17 protein-coding genes are annotated in these 18,654 nt (G+C 43.8%); 9 read left to right on the forward strand and 8 right to left on the reverse strand.

Going from position 1 to position 18,654, the window contains the following annotated elements; genetic code table 11:
- The first annotated feature begins 95 nt into the window (after positions 1-95).
- The 5 genes from mqnE to EZ437_RS11945 all read left to right on the forward strand — a co-directional run bounded on the left by mqnE (position 96) and on the right by EZ437_RS11945 (position 5,843).
- On the forward strand, positions 96-1,289 hold the full coding sequence (gene mqnE, locus EZ437_RS11925) for an aminofutalosine synthase MqnE (RefSeq protein ID WP_131596243.1): 1,194 nt from the start codon (positions 96-98) through the stop codon (positions 1,287-1,289).
- A complete protein-coding gene (locus EZ437_RS11930; RefSeq protein WP_131596244.1) occupies positions 1,289-1,900 on the forward strand; it encodes a histidine phosphatase family protein in 612 nt (203 codons plus the stop codon). Before mqnE ends, EZ437_RS11930 begins: the two co-directional genes overlap by 1 nt.
- Before the next feature lie 6 nt (positions 1,901-1,906).
- Positions 1,907-2,632, forward strand: coding sequence for a menaquinone biosynthetic enzyme MqnA/MqnD family protein (locus tag EZ437_RS11935; protein ID WP_131596245.1), 726 nt, complete (start codon positions 1,907-1,909; stop codon positions 2,630-2,632).
- An 84-nt stretch (positions 2,633-2,716) separates the two neighbouring features.
- Positions 2,717-5,329, forward strand: coding sequence for a DNA mismatch repair protein MutS (gene mutS / locus EZ437_RS11940; protein ID WP_131596246.1), 2,613 nt, complete (start codon positions 2,717-2,719; stop codon positions 5,327-5,329).
- Between the two features lie 4 nt (positions 5,330-5,333).
- The gene (locus EZ437_RS11945) at positions 5,334-5,843 is read left to right on the forward strand and encodes a C40 family peptidase (RefSeq protein ID WP_131596247.1); all 510 of its coding nucleotides are present in this window, start codon (positions 5,334-5,336) and stop codon (positions 5,841-5,843) included.
- Positions 5,844-5,957: 114 nt separating this feature from the next.
- Here EZ437_RS11945 and EZ437_RS11950 read toward each other — a convergent pair whose 3' ends face one another.
- Entirely contained in the window at positions 5,958-7,868 is a 1,911-nt protein-coding gene (locus tag EZ437_RS11950) for a DUF3857 domain-containing protein (protein WP_131596248.1), read from the reverse strand.
- Between the two features lie 4 nt (positions 7,869-7,872).
- Positions 7,873-9,843 carry a DUF3858 domain-containing protein gene (locus tag EZ437_RS11955; protein WP_131596249.1) on the reverse strand — a complete coding sequence of 657 codons (1,971 nt, stop codon included), beginning with the start codon at positions 9,841-9,843 and terminating at the stop codon, positions 7,873-7,875.
- Between the two features lie 142 nt (positions 9,844-9,985).
- Between EZ437_RS11955 and EZ437_RS11960 the strand changes: the two genes are divergently transcribed.
- Positions 9,986-10,996 carry a 3'-5' exonuclease gene (locus EZ437_RS11960; protein WP_131596250.1) on the forward strand — a complete coding sequence of 337 codons (1,011 nt, stop codon included), beginning with the start codon at positions 9,986-9,988 and terminating at the stop codon, positions 10,994-10,996.
- Positions 10,997-11,074: 78 nt separating this feature from the next.
- Here EZ437_RS11960 and queG read toward each other — a convergent pair whose 3' ends face one another.
- The gene (gene queG / locus EZ437_RS11965; RefSeq protein WP_131596251.1) at positions 11,075-12,016 is read right to left on the reverse strand and encodes a tRNA epoxyqueuosine(34) reductase QueG; all 942 of its coding nucleotides are present in this window, start codon (positions 12,014-12,016) and stop codon (positions 11,075-11,077) included.
- A gap of 71 nt (positions 12,017-12,087) precedes the next feature.
- Between queG and EZ437_RS11970 the strand changes: the two genes are divergently transcribed.
- Positions 12,088-12,297: a hypothetical protein gene (locus EZ437_RS11970; RefSeq protein WP_131596252.1), complete on the forward strand. Its 210-nt coding sequence runs from the start codon at positions 12,088-12,090 to the stop codon at positions 12,295-12,297.
- A 75-nt stretch (positions 12,298-12,372) separates the two neighbouring features.
- On the opposite strand, the gene ruvB is transcribed toward EZ437_RS11970, so the two are convergent.
- From ruvB to pdxH, 3 genes are all read right to left on the reverse strand, one after another.
- On the reverse strand, positions 12,373-13,395 hold the full coding sequence (gene ruvB / locus EZ437_RS11975) for a Holliday junction branch migration DNA helicase RuvB (protein ID WP_131596253.1): 1,023 nt from the start codon (positions 13,393-13,395) through the stop codon (positions 12,373-12,375).
- Positions 13,396-13,404: 9 nt separating this feature from the next.
- Positions 13,405-14,292 (reverse strand): 3-hydroxybutyryl-CoA dehydrogenase, encoded by an 888-nt coding sequence (locus tag EZ437_RS11980; RefSeq protein ID WP_131596628.1) that lies wholly within the window; start codon positions 14,290-14,292, stop codon positions 13,405-13,407.
- A gap of 72 nt (positions 14,293-14,364) precedes the next feature.
- On the reverse strand, positions 14,365-15,015 hold the full coding sequence (pdxH, locus tag EZ437_RS11985) for a pyridoxamine 5'-phosphate oxidase (protein ID WP_131596254.1): 651 nt from the start codon (positions 15,013-15,015) through the stop codon (positions 14,365-14,367).
- A 48-nt stretch (positions 15,016-15,063) separates the two neighbouring features.
- Between pdxH and EZ437_RS11990 the strand changes: the two genes are divergently transcribed.
- Positions 15,064-15,627 (forward strand): YqgE/AlgH family protein, encoded by a 564-nt coding sequence (locus EZ437_RS11990; protein WP_131596255.1) that lies wholly within the window; start codon positions 15,064-15,066, stop codon positions 15,625-15,627.
- Here EZ437_RS11990 and purE read toward each other — a convergent pair.
- A complete protein-coding gene (gene purE / locus EZ437_RS11995) occupies positions 15,624-16,160 on the reverse strand; it encodes a 5-(carboxyamino)imidazole ribonucleotide mutase (RefSeq protein ID WP_131596256.1) in 537 nt (178 codons plus the stop codon). The two genes, EZ437_RS11990 and purE, sit on opposite strands and share 4 nt — an antisense overlap.
- Positions 16,161-16,178: 18 nt before the next feature.
- Entirely contained in the window at positions 16,179-17,318 is a 1,140-nt protein-coding gene (locus EZ437_RS12000; RefSeq protein ID WP_131596257.1) for a 5-(carboxyamino)imidazole ribonucleotide synthase, read from the reverse strand.
- A gap of 79 nt (positions 17,319-17,397) precedes the next feature.
- Here EZ437_RS12000 and EZ437_RS12005 point away from each other — a divergent pair, with 79 nt between their 5' ends.
- Positions 17,398-18,588, forward strand: coding sequence for a BaiN/RdsA family NAD(P)/FAD-dependent oxidoreductase (locus EZ437_RS12005; protein WP_131596258.1), 1,191 nt, complete (start codon positions 17,398-17,400; stop codon positions 18,586-18,588).
- Positions 18,589-18,654: the final 66 nt, after the last annotated feature.

Here is an 18,654-nt window from a genome sequence, read left to right on the forward strand (position 1 = left end):
GCCCAAAGCTCTTTACATATTCCTGACAGCTTATATAGCTTTAAAAAAGGATGTCTGCCTATTTTATCTTACTTTTGTAGTATTATACACAACAGATGGATACTACTTCAAAACTGGCAATTATTGTAAACAATCCTGAGCTTTCAGAACCGCTAAAAACAATTGCACAAAAAGTACTTAACCAGCAGCGCATCACATTTGACGAAGGTGTACACCTCTATCAGCATGCAGACCTCGGATATCTTGGTGTCTTGGCAAACTACATCAGGGAACAAAAGCACGGCGACAATACTTACTTTAACCGCAATTTTCACCTGGAGCCTACCAATCTATGTGTGTACGATTGTAAGTTTTGCTCTTATTCCCGCCTGATCAAGCAAAAAGAAGAAGGCTGGGCACTCACTATGGAAGAGATGCTCGACATCGTAAAGAAATACGACCATGAGCCTGTCACGGAAGTACATATTGTAGGCGGGGTATTGCCACAGTATGATGTTGCATTTTATTCAGCGCTGTTTACCGCTATCAAAAAGCACCGTCCTGAACTGCATGTCAAAGCGCTGACCCCTGTAGAATATCACTACATCTTTAAAAAAGCAAAAATAGACTACGCCACTGGCATGCGCCTGATGAAGGAAGCAGGTCTGGAATCTATCCCCGGCGGTGGTGCAGAAATATTCCACCCCGAGGTGCGGGAACAGATCGCCAAAGACAAATGTACCGGCGAACAATGGCTGCAGATACATGAGGAATGGCATAAGCTGGGCATGCGGTCTAACGCCACCATGCTATACGGACACATAGAAAAATTTGAACACCGGGTAGACCATATGGAGCAGCTGCGCCAGTTGCAGGACAGAACCGGCGGCTTTCAGACCTTTATTCCTTTAAAATTCCGGAACCAGCACAATCAGATGAGTGATGTGCCTGAGGTTTCGGTTATTGAAGACTTAAGAAACTATGCGATATCCCGGATCTACCTGGACAATTTTGACCACATAAAAGCTTACTGGGCAATGATCAGCAGGCAGACAGCTCAGCTTTCCCTTAATTTTGGGGTGGATGACATAGATGGCACACTGGATGACACTACCAAGATCTATTCTATGGCCGGTGCCGAAGAGCAAAATCCTGCTATGAGCACACAGGAACTGGTAAACCTGATCAAACAAGTGAAGCGTAAACCGATTGAAAGGGATACCCTCTACCATGTGGTCACGGATTTTACCGATGTGGTATTTGAAGACGAAGTAAAACCGCAGTACTATAAACTGCCTGTAATTAACTAATGGACAAAGAACTATATATCATCAGACATGGTGAAACAGAATTAAATAAATTAGGGATCGTACAGGGCAGAGGGATCAACAGCGACCTTAATGATACCGGCCGCAGTCAGGCATCAGCATTCTATGCTAAATACAAAGACATTCCTTTTGAAAAAGTGTATACTTCGGCACTGGTAAGGACACATCAGACCGTAAAAGGCTTTATCGAAGCGGGGATTCCATGGGAACAATTGCCGGGACTGGACGAGCTGGCCTGGGGTGCCTGGGAAGGAAAACCGAATGATGAAAACGCCATCAGGGCTTTTAAGACCCTTATGCAGCAATGGGACGAGGGAGATTATGATGCCCATTTTGAAGGCGGGGAGAGCCCCAACCAGGTGATGCTAAGGCTGAAGGAAGCGGTAGACTACATCAAATCAAAAACAGAAGAGAAACTGGTGCTGGTATGTATGCATGGAAGGGCTATGCGCTTGCTGCTCTGCCTGTTGATGAACAAGCCGCTATCTGAAATGGGCGATTTTCCGCACCAGAACACGACGCTTTATAAAGTTGAACTTACCGGTGATGAATTTATCATTACTAGTTTGAACAATACCGATCATTTAAAATAATTCCTTTTGAGTAAAATAAAAATTTCTGCAGTATCCTATACCAATACCAAGCCTTTTATTTATGGGATCATGCACTCAGCGATCATAGATAAAATAGAACTGAGCCTGGATATCCCTTCAGATTGTGCGGCCAAGCTGATCGCCAACCAGGTAGATATCGGCCTGATACCGGTAGCGGCCATTCCGGATGTACCCGATGCAAATATTGTGGCCGATTACTGTATCGGTTCTGTGGGCGCGGTAAATTCAGTATTCATATTTAGTAATGTCGAGGTGTCAGAAATTAAGACTGTAAAACTGGATCTTCAGTCGCGCACCTCCAACAACCTCGCAAAAGTACTATTGAAATTTCACTGGAAAAAGGAGGTAGAATTTACTACAGATGCCGGTGCCGTAACGGATGCGATCGTGCTGATCGGCGACAGGACCTTTGGCAAACAAAAGGAATATGCCTTTTCGTATGATATGGGTCAGGAGTGGATGAACTTCACAGGTTTGCCTTTTGTGTATGCCGCTTGGGTGGCCAATAAGCCCATTCCGCAGGCCTTTATTGTGGAGTTTAATAAGGCGCTGTCTTTGGGGCTGTCCAGCCGTGCTTTGGTACTGAAGGAGCTGCCTGAACGGGACGATATTGACCTGGAAGACTACCTCCTGCATAAGCTTGATTTTGAGCTTAGCGATTCAAAAAGAAAGGCATTGGACTTGTTTTTAAGCTATATCGCCAGGCTTTAAGCTATTCACATTTTTTAAATTTTCAACAAATCATAAACCATACTGGTCAAGTAGTATCTTTACGATTTTGTAAACTGAATCATTTTGGCTAAAGATACTACTAAGGAAACCCCGTTAATGCAGCAATACAATGCGATTAAAGCAAAGTATCCAGGCGCATTGTTGTTGTTCAGGGTTGGCGATTTTTACGAAACATTTGGTGAAGATGCAATCAAAACATCCCAGATACTGGGTATCGTACTGACCAGAAGGGGCACTGGCCCTAATGGCGGGGCGCTGGAACTGGCGGGTTTTCCACATCATTCTTTAGACAACTACCTGTCAAAACTGGTAAGAGCGGGGCAAAGGGTGGCTATCTGCGACCAGTTGGAAGATCCTAAAGCTACAAAAACCATCGTAAAGCGGGGCGTGACGGAACTGGTAACGCCCGGTGTAGCTTATAGCGACAATATCCTTAATCAAAAGTCCAACAATTACCTTGCTGCAGTGTATTTTGACAAAGGCGCCATAGGGGTCGCTTTTGCAGATATTTCTACCGGTGAGTTTTTGGTAGCACAAGGCGATGCTGAGTACATAGACAAACTGTTGCAGGGCTTTAAGCCCACTGAAGTGGTCTTTCAAAAGACCAGAAGGAAGGAATTTATAGAGGTCTTTGGTGATAAATTCTATACCTATCACCTCGACGATTGGGCTTTTACCAACGATTATGCCACTGAGATATTGACCAAACACTTTGAGGTCACTTCCTTAAAAGGGTTTGGAGTAGATAAATTACAATCTGGTATCGTAGCAGCAGGGGTGGTGCTGCATTATCTGAATGAGACGGAACACCGCAACTTAAAGCATATTTCTGCTATCTCCCGTCTGGAACAGGATAAGTATGTATGGCTGGACCGCTTTACCATTCGCAATCTCGAACTGGTAAGCTCTGCCAATGAAAATGCAGTTACCTTGTTTGAGATCCTGGACCAAACGTCCACGCCTATGGGGGCAAGGCTGCTGCATAAGTGGATCATCATGCCATTGAAAGAGCTGAAGCCGATAGAAGAGCGGTTGGGTATGGTAGCGTTTCTTATAAAAGATGAAAGTCTGCTGGAAGAGTTCCTGTCGCACATTAAGCAGATTGGTGATCTCGAGCGGCTGATCTCTAAGGTCGGGCTACAAAAGGTGGGCCCGAGAGAACTTTGTCAGCTGAAAAAGGCATTGTATCACATTGAAGCAGTTAAAAAGATTGCAGAAGCAGCAAATAACCCTTTTCTGTCTGTGCTTGCTGATCAGTTAAACCCATGTCTCACCATCAGAGAGAAGCTGGAACGTGAGCTGCAGCAAGATCCGCCTGCTTTATTGATCAAGGGCAATGTGATTGCTGATGGCATTGATGAGGAGCTCGACAGGTTGCGTAAGATTGCCTTTGGCGGTAAGGATTACCTGGTGGAGATTCAGAAGCGGGAAGCTGCGATAACCGGGATACCGTCCTTAAAGGTAGCCTTCAACAATATTTTTGGCTATTACCTGGAGGTGACCCATACGCATAAGGATAAGGTGCCGGCCGACTGGATCAGGAAACAAACCCTGGTGAGTGCCGAGCGCTATATTACTCCCGAGCTTAAAGAATATGAAGAGCAGATCCTGGGTGCGGAAGAAAAGATTCAGCACATTGAGGTGCGTATATATAATGAGCTGATGTATCAGGTATCGGCCTATATCAAGCAGATTCAGTTGAACGCTTTTTTAATAGCCCAGTTGGACGTATTGCTTTGTTTTGCTCAACTGGCGATTAAAAATCATTATGTTAGGCCTCAGGTTACCAAAGACAAAACCCTGGATATCAAGGGCGGCAGGCATCCTGTAATTGAAAAGAGATTGCCGATAGGCGAAGAGTACATTACCAATGACGTTTTTCTGGACAATGATACCCAGCAGATCATCATCATTACGGGACCCAACATGTCTGGTAAATCGGCCATATTACGCCAGACAGCTTTGATTGTGCTGATGGCACAGATGGGATGTTTTGTCCCGGCCAAGGCCGCCAGCATTGGCCTGATCGATAAGATCTTTACCAGGGTAGGGGCCTCTGACAACCTTTCTTCGGGCGAGAGTACCTTTATGGTGGAGATGAACGAAACGGCCAGTATATTGAACAATATATCCGACCGCAGTCTGATCCTGCTTGATGAAATAGGCCGTGGCACCAGTACGTATGATGGTATTTCCATAGCCTGGGCCATTGCAGAGTTCCTGCACCAGCACCCAACTGCCAAACCCAAGACTTTATTTGCTACCCATTATCATGAACTGAACGAACTGGCCAATACCATGAGCCGTATCAGGAACTTTAATGTGTCTATCAAAGAGGTGTCCAATAAGGTGATTTTCCTGCGCAAGCTGATACCCGGGGGCAGTGAGCACAGCTTTGGTATCCATGTGGCCAAGATGGCCGGTATGCCGCCAAAGCTGATCAACAGGGCCAACGAGATCCTGAAGAAGTTGGAAATAGACAGGACGGAAGGTCAGAGCATAAAAGACAGCATTAAAAAAGTACAAAACCAGGCCTATCAACTGCAGATGTTTGCAATTGATGATCCGGTGCTAATCAAAATCCGCGATACACTGAATAACCTGGATGTAAATATCCTGACACCGGTAGAGGCCCTGCTGAAACTGGATGAAATCCAGCGGATCATTAAACAATAGCTTTATGACGAGCAGGTTGTCCCATCATAGCTTTATTTTAGTATGCCTCTTGTCGGTGATTACGCTGTATTCCTGTAGTTCTAGAAAGCATGCAGCTATTTCAAATACCAAGGCAGCGGGGATAGCAGAAGCCATGTCCCACTTAAAAAGTAAAAAGCTGTACCGGTTCATTACCGACTGGACAGGTGTCAGGTACCGGCTGGGCGGACTGGATAAAAGCGGTATTGACTGTTCCGGATTTGCCTTGCTGTTGCAAAAAGACATTTATGGCTTCAGTCTGCCAAGGAGGTCAAGAGACCAGGCAGATGCTGTAAACGAGCGTAAAGTATCGCAGTTGAAGGAAGGTGATCTGATTTTCTTTTCCTTTGGCGGCGGGGCGGTAGACCATGTGGGGGTATACCTGGACAATGATTATTTTGTACATGCTTCTACCAGTAAAGGGGTAATAGTAGACGATCTGAGACTGCCTGTTTATCAGAAAGCCATTGTTAAAGCAGGTTCATTAAAAAACTAATATGTCAGATCAAAAAGATTCCTTCTGGACCAAATACAAGGGCTTTGCTACTACAGAGATCCTGATGTACCTGATCATGATCATAGGAATAGCACTGGGTATTATTATACTGAGTTAGTTGGTCTTAAAGATCACCTTGCTGTTGTCAAGTCCGCTGATAGTACTAAAAAATTGGGTGAGGTCTTCGTATTTATCTGCTGGGTAAGTGCCGTTATTCAAAACCATCTTTCGTTTGTAGGTAAGTTTTTTGCCTTCCATACTGATGTGCATGCTGTATGTTCCAAATGCCGACTTAATTTCCTGATCTGGTGGTCTGGCAGTAATTGAGTAACCATCAGGGAGCTGATACACGATTTCATCTTCATCGGTATAGCCCCTGTTAATGTATACAGGCAGTGTACGGTTTCTGACCTCGGGAATGGACCTGGTTTTATTAAAAGCATTGGGAATCAGGTAAACGAGGTTATTCGTTTTTGGGGCATACTTCTGAATGCTAAGCTGCATAGATTCAGAGGTGACAGGATGTTCGTTTTTTTTCTGTACCAGCTTAAAATCAGCAAAATCAATGTTGTCAATGTCATATTCTTCCTTCAGCAGTTTCAGCTGTTCAGCATAAGGTTCATTGATGAGGCGCTGATTATTGTCATATTGTGATCCACTAAAATCTGTTGTTAGTTGCCCGCTCACATCACCTGTGTTTTCGATCTTTAGTTCAGCTTTGCGCTTCAGTAAGTTGCTTGCAGTAGCAAGTGAAGGGGTCTTGAGTAATTTTCCACCTTCAGCTGTGCATGCCAGCACTGTGCGGTCGTCCGTAAAGCTGCCCAGATAGCCAAAAGGACTGTCCTGACTGGTACATTCCAGCCAGGTAGTATCATTTTTCAAGGGGATGCACAGGATGATATGATTGCCCTGGTCCATACTTGCAAATTCAGTATCTACACTCTTTTTTAAGTCTCCTGCGTAGACCACGCAATATAAGCTTGGTATGTCTACTACTTTCAGCAGACTTTGGGTATAATTGACCAATGCCTTGCAATCGCCGTACGACAAGGTCTGCACGTCAGTAGCCGGAAAGGGCTGAAAGCCACCTATGCCTACCTGGATGCTGATATACCTAGTTTTTTTCTGCACATATTCGTAGATCTTTCTGGCTTTTTCTTTATCGTTACTGATCCCCTTTACAAGGGTCTTAATCTCCTGTACGGTCTGCGGACTGAGGGCCTGTCTGTCTTTGATCAGTGCATCAAATACCCATTTTCCCAGTTCATCCCAATTTTTATAATTGCCTTTATAGCCATAATAATTAAACTGCTCGGCGGCTATTTTAATGTAGGTCAGGTATTTATTGGGGTCTGGTGCAAAGGGTTCCATCCTAAACGCATTCAGGTTGGTCACTTCCCATGTCCGGGTAATGTATTTGTCGGACTTTACCACAGCTGGTACACCTTTAAAATTATATTCCTTGATTCTTACCTGATCATCAGGTTTGGAAATAAAAGCGTAAGTACTTTTCTCTACCGCCACATCCGGATATGGGTTGGCATACCAGTCGGGGATGATCAGGTTTTGCTTGTACCTGATCTCATATTCATAAATAATGGTGTATGGATAGGCAATGACATTTGGAACATAATGTTTAATTCGTGCATCTTCAAACATTGAAAAATCATTCACAGCGCTTTCATCCCTGAAGTTGCTTTGGGAGAACTTGCCTGTTGGTTGCCCAAATGAATTCAGGATCAGTCCTTTGATGCTTTTGATGGAGGTGCTTTTATTGTAATACAAGGACAGGGCAGCTCTGTCGTCTCCGCTTTTATTAAAAATAGTGACCGCCTTTTTTACATTAAGTACCATGTTGTCAGGAGCGCGCATATCAAGGGTGGTCTCCATATTCCTGATTACCGCATCAGCGCGGTTTTTTAAGGAGGCCGAAATACGGTCCGTAGCATATTCAGGCATATCCTGAGCATGCACGATTATTGTGCAGCTGCAGAAAATCAATAAGAACAAATGTTTTTTAAACATATTATTAGTTGGTTTTCTTAAGAATAAGGTCTGTTTTTTGGAATTGTATGATCCTGCTATAGAATTCTTTGAGCGAAAGGTATTCATCCGGACTATAAATTGGTTTGTTGAGCTGCATCACCTGATGGAATATCAGATTATTGCCAGACTGTGAAGTCGATGTTTGGTACTTGCCCGCGCCCTCTGCCAGTGCCAGGCCCATATTCTTAGGTTCATTTGCCAGTACAATATTGTCGGGTAATTCTATGGTCATCGTAAGCCGCTCGTCTACCGCTGCACCCAGGTCCACTGGATATGACCTGTCGTTTAGATTGAAAGGGTTTTTATCTGTCCGGCTGATAAAGAAAGGATTTAGATAGAATTCTTTATTATTCATGTTGTCAAAGATCTTCATTTCTATATCATAGCTCTCTATCAGTGGATTTTCCAGGCTATCAAGCCCTTCAATGCTATGGTTTGCTAACTTTATTTTAGGCATCTGCTCATCCAGCCGTTCTACATACTGGTCTATCGAACCTGCTTCATTGATGCGCTCACGTTTTTTTAATGCACTGTAACCGCCCGATACTGTGGTCAGTTTCCCTTTTAAAACGCCCTCATTAGTAAGCTTTGCGGTCAGCACATATTTTGTTGTCTGCTTTTGGCTGGCTACGATATCATACCAATAGGAGGGCTTCTTCTGGTTGATCACCCTGCCTTTTCCATTGATACAATGCAAGGGGAGCAGCCCAAAGGGAAGCAATGGTACGGTGGCATCCAGCAGGTAACTGGTATTGCCTATGTTTACTTTGGCCACTACGTAGTTAAATTCACTGATCACAGGATAAAGGTTATTTACTGTACCATTGTTCCTGGTCGACAGGATCAGTGCTTCTGCATTCAGTCCTGCGGCATTGAGGGCGGCAACCAGCGCAAGGTTGATGTCTGCTGTATTTCCTGCATGTTTTTCAAGTGCTGTCTTAATGGTGTTTTCACTATAGATTCCTATGTAGCCGTTCCTTTTGATGTTTTTCTGGATGTAAGCATAGATGGCCCTGGCTTTGCTGGTCTCATCCGTTGTCCCGTTCAGCATTTGTGGCAGTATATCTTTAAAAAGTTCTTTCTTTTTGATCTGCGCCCCAAAGGACTTGTCGTCGTTAAGTTCCTTATCTATGTCTTTCCAGTTTCTGGTGATATTGTGTTCCAGGCCCCTCATATCAGTATAATGCGAAAGCTCAAAATAGACGGCCGATCTAAAGTTGCTGGCTGCAGTCATATAATCCTCTTCTATCAATGCAGGCAGATCTTTCATGATATAGGTCATTTTAGAGCAGTTTACTTTATGTGGCCCGTATTGAAAGCATTCCTTAAACAATACAGATTTTTGGGAGGTAAGTTTACGGGCGCCCCTCAACGCTACATTGTAATTGTATACTGCTGGAATATTGGCCTCATATTCACTGTGTATTTTAGGGATATTTCCCTGAAACTCCCAAGTCCTGAAATTGAAAATACCCGGAGAATTCAGCCGGTAACTGTATTCAATAATGCTGCCTTCCTGCAAGTTGGGCATCGTGAATTTGTATAGCGTAATGTATTTATTGGCTTTTTCTTTGAATGTATTCTTTTTGTCGAGTTCAGTTTTGGTCAGTCTGCCGTTGACAAAATTGTTTGTTGTGGCCTTTAATTCCTGCACTTCATCATCAACTTCTTTATGAATTCTTAAGGGGATTACAATATTTCCATGGTTAAAGCCGTTCTTGTTAAATATTTTAATTTTAACGTGATACATGAACACCACCGAAAAAACACCATCGTTCAAGTCTATTCTGGAAGTGCCAAATTCTCTGATAACCACTGCATTGGCGTTGCTATCAAACGCTGCATTCTTTAATTCTACGTCATCTCCGGTTATTTTTCCATACTCAAAGTCCTGGGCGCCTGCGTATGTAAATACCCAAAGGATAAAAAAAGCGATTAGATAAATTTTTTTCATATAATATTCAAACAAGATATGGCTAGTTCGCCTAATATTGAAAATTATAATAAGAAATAAAAGTATTGTTGATAGAATGCTAAATAAACTAAGGATTAATGAATCATTTTTCCGACTTTTGAAATGATACAATATGTTAGAAATGAAATTAAATTTAAACCGTCCGCTTGCTTTTTTTGATTTAGAAACTACAGGTGTTAACGTAGGTTCCGATCGTATAGTGGAAATTGCTATTTTAAAAGCGATGCCAGACGGAACAGAAATAATAAAGACATTACGCCTCAATCCGCAAATGCCCATCCCATTGGAGTCATCTTTGATACATGGAATCTATGATGAGCACATTGCTAATGAACCAACATTTAAGGATGTAGCACAGGAGCTTGCTGATTTTATAGGCGATGCCGACCTTGCCGGATACAATTCAAACAGGTTTGATATCCCGGTCCTGCTGGAAGAGTTTTTAAGGGCAGAGGTAGATTTTGATATGTCAGACCGTAAGTTTGTCGATGTGCAAAATATCTTTCACCAAATGGAACAGCGTACCCTGCGTGCCGCTTACAAATTCTATTGTGATAAGGATATCATCAATGCACATTCAGCAGAAGCAGACATCACGGCTACCTATCATGTGCTGCTCGCCCAGATAGAACGCTATAAAGACACTGACTTTGAAGATAAAAAGGGTAATGTGTCTAAGCCAGTACTAAATGATGTAGCTGCGCTGCATGCTTTTACCAATATGAACAAACCGGTAGATTTTGCCGGGCGAATGGTATTTAACGAAGCAGGTGAGGAAATCTTCAATTTTGGTAAACATAAAGGAAAGACCGTTGAGCAGGTGTTTGACATAGAGCCAAGCTATTACGCATGGATGCGACAAGGTGATTTCCCTTTGTACACCAAGAAAAAGCTGACCGAAATATGGGAGCGGTGGAACAGGAAGAAAGATCAGCTAAAACAGGTAAAGCAGCAGCAACAGCAACCTGCGTTTAAGCAACAGCCACTTGCCGTTAAACAACAACAGAGTACGGTAAATAAACCAAACTTTGCAGCAAACAAACCCCAGCAGGTGCAACCTAGAAAAGAAAAACCTGTGGTAGATGTCACCAATGATATGCTGGAACAGCTAAAAATGAAATTCGGAAAGTAGGATACGACCTATTTTATGCGCATCGTCATCATGAAATAAATTCAGGATGACGATGCGCTATATCTCAGGACAACCATATTAATAATGCGGTTTGTTTTTCAGGAAGTCAATGTTCCTTACAAGGCCTTTGAACTTGGTTCGTTTTACTGCAGAATTCTTGAATATTCCTTTAAAGACCTCTTCAGTGATGTCCTGCCAGTCTTCTTTTTTCATATTTAGTAAGCTTTCATTTGGCTGAAAAGCAGGTTCTGTATGCGGGACTGAAAACCTGTTCCAGGGACAAACGTCCTGGCAAATGTCGCATCCAAACATCCAGTTGTCCATCTTGTCATTAAATGTTGTGGGTATTTCTTCCTTCAGTTCAATTGTCAGGTACGAGATGCACTTCTTTGCATCGATTACATAGGGCGTTAGTATGGCATCAGTAGGGCAGTCATCTATGCATTTGGTACAGGTTCCGCAATGGTCCGTATCAAATGGCTGGTCATATGCCAGCTCCAGGTCTACTATTAATTCTGCAAGGAAGAAAAATGAACCGCTTTTTTTGCTAATCAGGTTACTGTTCTTTCCTATCCAGCCAATGCCCGCACGCTTGGCCCAGGCACGGTCCAGCACAGGTGCCGAATCTACAAATGCACGGCCACTGACCTCACCGATGGTTTCTGATATAAAATTGAGCAGTTCAAACAGCTTGTCCTTGATCACAGTATGGTAATCCATACCATAAGCATATTTAGAGATCTTTGGTGCATCTGTGTCTTGCCTTTCCTTCGGAAAATAGTTTAGCGAAAGGGAGATCACGGATTTTGCACCATCTACCAGCAGCCTTGGATCTAGCCGCTTATCAAAATGATTTTCCATATAGCCCATCGTTCCATGCATATCCTGGTTCAACCAGGCTGCCAGCCTTGGGGCCTCTTCTTCTAAAAACCCAGCTTTAGCGATACCGCAAGCCATAAAACCAAGCCTCATGGCTTCATCTTTAATGAGTTTGCTATATCTAACGGAATTTTCTGACATTAACTACAAAGATAAGTATTAAAAACATTTTGTTCCCATCACTGTTATATAGGTGATTAAATGGAATTATCATGGAAAATACAGAATCATCACATATAGAAGACCCAAATAAGCCGCACAAACCTATTGAACATAACTATGCAAAGCACGAGGATGATCCGGGACCATCACCTCAGGCTATAAAGGAATCTAATGAGAACGGAGCAGGCCCGGTAATGAAATGGATCATACCGCTAATTGTAGTAATTTTGCTTGTTTATTGGTTTATAATCAGGAAATAAGGTAGATAAGACAGCAGGTTTTTCTAGAGTGAACCTGCTGTTATTTTAATTCTCCTCCGGAAGACAAACCTTTTATTAAAATAACCGCCCGCTCTGTCCGGGATAATTCTTTTGAAGGTGTTTATAGGCTGCTTCTGTAGCCTCTCTGCCCCTGGATGTACGCATCAAGAAACCTTCCTGTATTAAAAAGGGCTCATATACCTCTTCTATGGTGCCCTCATCATCACCCACTGCAGTCGCAATGGTCTTCAGGCCGACAGGCCCACCCTTAAACTTATCAATAATGGTCAGCAAGATCTTGTTGTCCATCTCGTCCAGTCCGTGTTCATCCACATTCAGGGCATTCAATGCATACCTGGCTATTTCTGTATCGATCTGTCCATTGCCCTTAATCTGTGCAAAATCCCTGGTACGCCTTAGCAATGCATTGGCAATCCGGGGCGTGCCCCTGCTTCTACGGGCTATTTCAAATGCACCCTCGTCTGTGATCGGTGTCTTCAGGATATCAGACGAACGCAGGACAATCGTAGTCAGTAATTTCGCATCGTAATAAGCCAGGCGGGAGTTGATGCCAAACCTTGCCCTCAGCGGAGCGGTCAGCAAGCCCGAGCGTGTAGTAGCGCCTACCAGGGTAAAGGGATTCAGATTGATCTGTACCGAGCGGGCATTAGGGCCGCTCTCCAGCATGATGTCAATTTTATAATCCTCCATGGCAGAATAGAGGTATTCTTCCACCAGCGGACTTAATCTGTGTATCTCATCTATAAATAAAATATCTCCTGAATCCAGATTGGTCAGCAGTCCTGCCAGGTCTCCCGGCTTATCCAGCACTGGCCCTGAAGTAACCTTGATCCCTACATTCATCTCATTGGCAATGATGTAAGAAAGGGTAGTCTTGCCCAGTCCGGGAGGGCCGTGTAAAAGTACGTGGTCTAAAGGTTCACCTCTTAACTTTGCAGCCTGCACAAAGATCTTCAGGTTCGCCATCACCTTCTCTTGTCCGGTAAAATCTTCAAAAGCCTGCGGGCGCAGCACTTTTTCTATATCGCGCTCTATTGGGGATAAGCTTTCTGAAGAAGGATCAAGATTTTCGTTCATAAGGTAAAGTTAACTAAATTTTTTAGCTACCGTAGCTTCTTTAACCCCGTTTGCATAATTGTAAAAGCCTTCACCTGATTTAACACCTTTATTGCCTGCCATTACCATATTGACCAGGAGCGGACATGGAGCATATTTTGGGTTTCCGAACCCATCATGAAGGACACGCAAGATGGCCAGACATACATCCAGTCCTATAAAATCAGCCAGTTGCAATGGCCCCATAGGATGCGCCATTCCCAGTTTCATTACCGTATCAATCTCTTCAACACCAGCTACTCCTTCGTGCAAAGTAAAGATCGCCTCATTGATCATCGGCATCAGTATCCTGTTGGCCACAAAACCCGGATAATCGTTTACTGCTACCGGAACCTTGTCCAGTTTCGCGGAAAGCTCCATGATCTTGTTTGTCGTTTCATCACTGCTGGCATAACCCCTGATCACTTCTACCAGCTTCATAACGGGTACAGGGTTCATAAAGTGCATGCCGATTACTTTATCGCCCCTGCCTGTTACCGCTGCTATCCGGGTTATAGAAATGGATGACGTATTGCTCGCCAGGATTGCCTCTGGTTTAGTAAAGGCATCGAGGTCCTTAAATATTTTAAGCTTCAGGTCCAGGTTTTCCGAAGCAGCCTCTATTACAAGATCGGCGTCTGCCACACCATTTTTAAGATCAGTAAAAATTGTGATGTTAGCCAGTGTATTGGATTTATCGGCTTCGGTGATGGTACCTTTTGCCACCTGCCTGTCCAGGTTCTTATTGATCGTGCCCAAAGCTTTTGATAGTGCATTGTCGCTTACATCCACGAGGTTCACTTCATGCCCGAACTGTGCAAAAGTATGCGCAATTCCGTTGCCCATCGTTCCAGAGCCAACTACTGTAATTTTCTTGATCATGTAATTTCTTTAGTATCGCCAAAACTAATTAATCCCTGCCTTTAACAACAACTCAAACCCAATCTTTTTTTATGGGGCCAGTCTTTTGATCATCCATTCGCCTTCTGTCAGGTCGTAGGCGATGCGGTCATGGAGCCTGCTTGTCCTTCCCTGCCAAAACTCAATATAGGTAGGTTCTACCAGGTAGCCACCCCAATGTGCCGGGCGGGGTATTTCTTTGCCTTCATATTCGGCGCTAACTTCTTTTACTTTATCTTCCAGTATATCCCTGTCGCTGATTACCCTGCTTTGCGGGGAAACAAGTGCGCCAATCTGGCTGCCGACAGGTCTTGAGTGAAAATAATCGGCCGATACCTGGGCATCAACCTTACTTACCACGCCTTCTATGCGGACCTGTCTTTCCAGTTCTGCCCAGAAGAATACCAGTGCTGCCTGTGGATTTTCTATCAGGTCCTGTCCTTTTTTACTCTCATAATTCGTAAAAAAAACAAAGCCGTTCTCATCAAATCCTTTCAGCAGTACAATGCGTGCCCTCGGCTTGCTGTCGCTATCGGCCGTAGCCAGTGTCATCACATTTGGCTCGTACAACTGTGAATCCAGCGCATCGGTAAACCACTTTTTGAATTGCTGCATCGGGTCGGAATGTACTTCATTTTCGCTAAGTTGCGCACTGCGGTAATCTTGGCGTAAGTTTTGTAAGTTTTCTCTCGTTAGCTCCATACAACAAAAATAGGGTTAGTTAATTAATTTTTATTTTATATTTCCAAAATGTTAAGTCGCTTAGATCCTTCAGTTGGCAGATTGCTAATTTCAGAACCATTTTTAACGGATCCTAACTTTAAACGGTCGGTAGTCTTGATTGCCGAGCATCAGGAAGAAGGTACTGTTGGCTTTGTGTTGAACCAGCCAAGTGCGCTTTTCCTGAAGGACCTGATCCCCGAACTGGAAGACACCGATTTTCCTGTGTATATAGGCGGACCGGTCGGAACTGACACCGTTCACTTTATTCACCGTTGTCATGACAGGTTGAATGATGGTGAAGAAATCGCTAAAGGTATTTACTGGGGTGGCAATTTTGAAGCATTGAAGATCCTGCTGGCCAACAACAGTATCGAACAGGATGAAATCCGCTTCTTCATAGGTTATTCCGGTTGGGGAATGGAACAGCTGAAACGTGAAATTAAAGAAAATACCTGGATCGTATCAGATCAGTACCACCCGGATGTGGTGTTCAATAACAATGAAGAAGACCTGTGGCGCGAAGTGATCATCAACTTGGGGCCTAAATATGCCCATGTCAGCAATTTCCCCAGCAATCCTAATTTAAATTAACCTTCCAGTTCTGCAGCGCTATCTTCTACTTTCCTGCGCAGTTCATCTTTATACTCCTGCATCTTCGCTGCTAATGAAGCATCAGCAGTAGACAGGATCTGTACCGCCAGTAAACCTGCATTTTTTGCCGCATTCAAGGCTACTGTAGCTACGGGAATGCCATTTGGCATCTGCAGGATAGACAAGATAGAATCCCAACCATCTATAGAATTGGACGATTTTACAGGTACGCCAATTACAGGCAATACAGTGATAGAAGCTACCATACCTGGTAAATGCGCTGCACCGCCGGCACCGGCAATGATCACTTTTAACCCACGGGAAGCCGCCTGTTTTGCATAATCAAACATCCTGTCGGGCGTACGGTGTGCAGAAACTACCGTCATTTCAAACGCTACCTCAAACTCCTTAAACACATCGGCAGCATCCTGCATGATGTGAAGGTCAGACTTGCTGCCCATTATAATGCCTACTTTAATGCTTTCTTTAACGCTTTCTTTAACGCTCTCTTTAACGTTCTCTTTAATGCTCATCAGGATATTGCTTGATTGTTATGCTATTACTTTTAAAGTCTCTTTAATGTATTTTGCCTTCTCAATGGCCCCTTCCCGGTTCTGGTCTACCACAGTAATGTGGCCCATCTTGCGGAAAGGCTTGGTATACTTCTTGCCATACAAATGAACATATACCCCCTCTACGGCCATAATCTTTTCAAGCCCCTGGTATTTCGCTACCCCTTCGTGCCCTTTCTCACCCAGAAGGTTGATCATCACCGCATTATTAATAGAACGGGTATCGCCCAATGGCAAATTAAATATAGCCCTCAGGTGCTGCTCAAACTGCGATACGTAATTACCCTCAATGGTATGGTGGCCACTGTTGTGGGGCCGCGGGGCTAGCTCATTTACCAAAATGTCACCATTTCTGGTGATGAACATTTCCACCGCCAGCAGACCGGTGATGTTTAAACTGGAGGCAATGTTCTTCGCTATCGTTTCTGCCCTCAGCTGTATCGCTTCAGGATAAGTAGAAGGAGAGATCAGGAACTCTACCAGGTTGGCTTCAGGATTGAACTCCATTTCTACCATTGGAAAAGTCGTCATTTGCCCCTTAGGGTTCCTGGCTACGATCACCGCTATTTCCTTTTCAAAATCGACCAGCTCCTCTATCAGACATGGCGCATCAAATGCTTTTTCAATATCACCTGCATGGTTGATTTTCATCACGCCCTTGCCGTCATAGCCATCCCTGCGCTGTTTAAGCATATAAGGAAATGCAAAACTGCTGTTTCTAATATCCTCCCTGGTATTTACCAGCTGAAAGGGAGCGGTAGGGATATTGTTTTCTTTAAAGAATTGTTTTTGAACACCTTTATCCTGGATCAGGCGGATTACCCTCGATTGAGGATAGACCTGTTTGCCCTCTTTTTCCAGTTGCTCCAGTGCTTCAATATTTACTTTTTCGATCTCAATGGTAATGATATCAGCTTTCTTTCCGAAATTATAAACAGTGTCAAAATCTGTAATAGAACCGCACTCAAAATAATTAGCGATGTGTTTGCAAGGCGCATTGGTATCCGGATCTAAAATTAAAGTGGTCAGGTTATAATTGATGGCTTCCTGTATCAGCATTCTGCCCAATTGTCCCCCGCCCAGCACACCTAATTTTAAATCACTTATTTGTTTTGCCATATCTATATGAAAAAGTTATGCTTATTTTGCACAAAAATAACAATATAAAACGGATTGAAGTAAAATTAGTAAGGGATTGATGGATGCAGATGCGATAATTATTGGTGCCGGGGCCTGTGGGCTGATGTGCGCAGTGCAGGCGGGCTACGTGGGAAAAAAGGTGATTCTGCTGGAAAAGGGGGATAAACCTGGCGCTAAGATATTGATATCGGGTGGCGGCCGGTGCAATTATACCAATCTGTATGCTACGGACGAGCAGTTCATTTCGGCCAATAAACACTTCTGCAAATCTGCGTTCACACAGTGGACGGTAGACGATACCATCAGTTTTTTTGAAACTTATGGCATACAAGGCAAAGAAAAGACGCTTGGCCAGCTCTTTCCCGAAGGAAAAAATGCAAAAGACATCGTGGAAGTATTTACTTCAATCTGTACAGATTTTGAGCAGCAGATCATTTGCGGAGCTAATGTGGAAGAGATAGAGCAGACAGAAGGAGCATTTACGGTACAATATATCAGATCCGGAAAATCCCGTTTTATCAAAGCACCTAAACTGGTGATCGCTACCGGCGGCCTGCCCATTCCTAAAATGGGCGCTACAGACTTTGCGCTTCGCTTTGCCAGAAAGCATGGCTTGAATATCGTAGAAACAGCACCCGCACTAGTACCGCTTACCATCACCGGAAAGGACGAGAAATGGTATGCCCAGTTGTCCGGTAATTCCCTTTTCTGTAGATTAAGCAATGACAGGATCTCTTTTGAAGAAAACATCCTTTTTACTCACTGGGGCCTGAGTGGCCCCGCCATCTTACAGATTTCCTCTTACTGGCGCAGGGGCGAACAGATCAATATAGACCTCCTGCCCGGCAATAATATATCAGACCTGATAGATGCCGAGCGGCAATATAATGGTAAAAGCTTGTTGTCTGCGGTTTTTAACCGTTTCTATTCAAAGAAGTTTACGGATGCGATGGCCAAATTCCTTCCGGTCGAGAAGCCTGTAGCCTCGCTGACTAAACCGGAACTTGAACTGATCCATCAGACCATCCATCTTTTTAAAGTAAAGCCGGCGGGCGATAAGGGCTATGATAAAGCCGAAGTAATGCGCGGGGGAATAGATACCAATGAATTATCGTCAAAGACCCTGGAGTGCAAGCGCATTCCTGGGCTGTTTTTTGGAGGTGAATGTATAGATGTAACCGGTTGGCTGGGAGGTTACAACTTCCAATGGGCATGGGCCAATGGCTTTGTCATTGCACAGCAGCTATAGGTTTTACGGAATGAATGTAGCGAATTATAAAGTCGGCACGTTTAAGTATCGAAACCAATTAACCAT

Origin of the sequence: Pedobacter psychroterrae, from assembly GCF_004331695.1 — a bacterium.
GTDB classification, from domain to species: domain Bacteria; phylum Bacteroidota; class Bacteroidia; order Sphingobacteriales; family Sphingobacteriaceae; genus Pedobacter; species Pedobacter psychroterrae.

Excerpts from the sequence above, each read along its gene's own strand:
- EZ437_RS11930 (WP_131596244.1), top strand. The coding sequence starts at position 1,289 with ATGGACAAAGAACTATATATCATCAGACATGGTGAAACAGAATTAAAT.
- ruvB (WP_131596253.1), bottom strand. The coding sequence starts at position 13,395 with ATGAACGAAAATCTTGATCCTTCTTCAGAAAGCTTATCCCCAATAGAG.
- pdxH (WP_131596254.1), bottom strand. The coding sequence starts at position 15,015 with ATGGAGCTAACGAGAGAAAACTTACAAAACTTACGCCAAGATTACCGC.
- EZ437_RS11955 (WP_131596249.1), bottom strand. The coding sequence starts at position 9,843 with ATGAAAAAAATTTATCTAATCGCTTTTTTTATCCTTTGGGTATTTACA.
- purE (WP_131596256.1), bottom strand. The coding sequence starts at position 16,160 with ATGAGCATTAAAGAGAACGTTAAAGAGAGCGTTAAAGAAAGCGTTAAA.
- queG (WP_131596251.1), bottom strand. The coding sequence starts at position 12,016 with ATGTCAGAAAATTCCGTTAGATATAGCAAACTCATTAAAGATGAAGCC.
- EZ437_RS12005 (WP_131596258.1), top strand. The coding sequence starts at position 17,398 with ATGGATGCAGATGCGATAATTATTGGTGCCGGGGCCTGTGGGCTGATG.
- EZ437_RS11950 (WP_131596248.1), bottom strand. The coding sequence starts at position 7,868 with ATGTTTAAAAAACATTTGTTCTTATTGATTTTCTGCAGCTGCACAATA.
- EZ437_RS12000 (WP_131596257.1), bottom strand. The coding sequence starts at position 17,318 with ATGGCAAAACAAATAAGTGATTTAAAATTAGGTGTGCTGGGCGGGGGA.
- EZ437_RS11990 (WP_131596255.1), top strand. The coding sequence starts at position 15,064 with ATGTTAAGTCGCTTAGATCCTTCAGTTGGCAGATTGCTAATTTCAGAA.
- EZ437_RS11970 (WP_131596252.1), top strand. The coding sequence starts at position 12,088 with ATGGAAAATACAGAATCATCACATATAGAAGACCCAAATAAGCCGCAC.
- EZ437_RS11945 (WP_131596247.1), top strand. The coding sequence starts at position 5,334 with ATGACGAGCAGGTTGTCCCATCATAGCTTTATTTTAGTATGCCTCTTG.
- mqnE (WP_131596243.1), top strand. The coding sequence starts at position 96 with ATGGATACTACTTCAAAACTGGCAATTATTGTAAACAATCCTGAGCTT.
- EZ437_RS11960 (WP_131596250.1), top strand. The coding sequence starts at position 9,986 with ATGAAATTAAATTTAAACCGTCCGCTTGCTTTTTTTGATTTAGAAACT.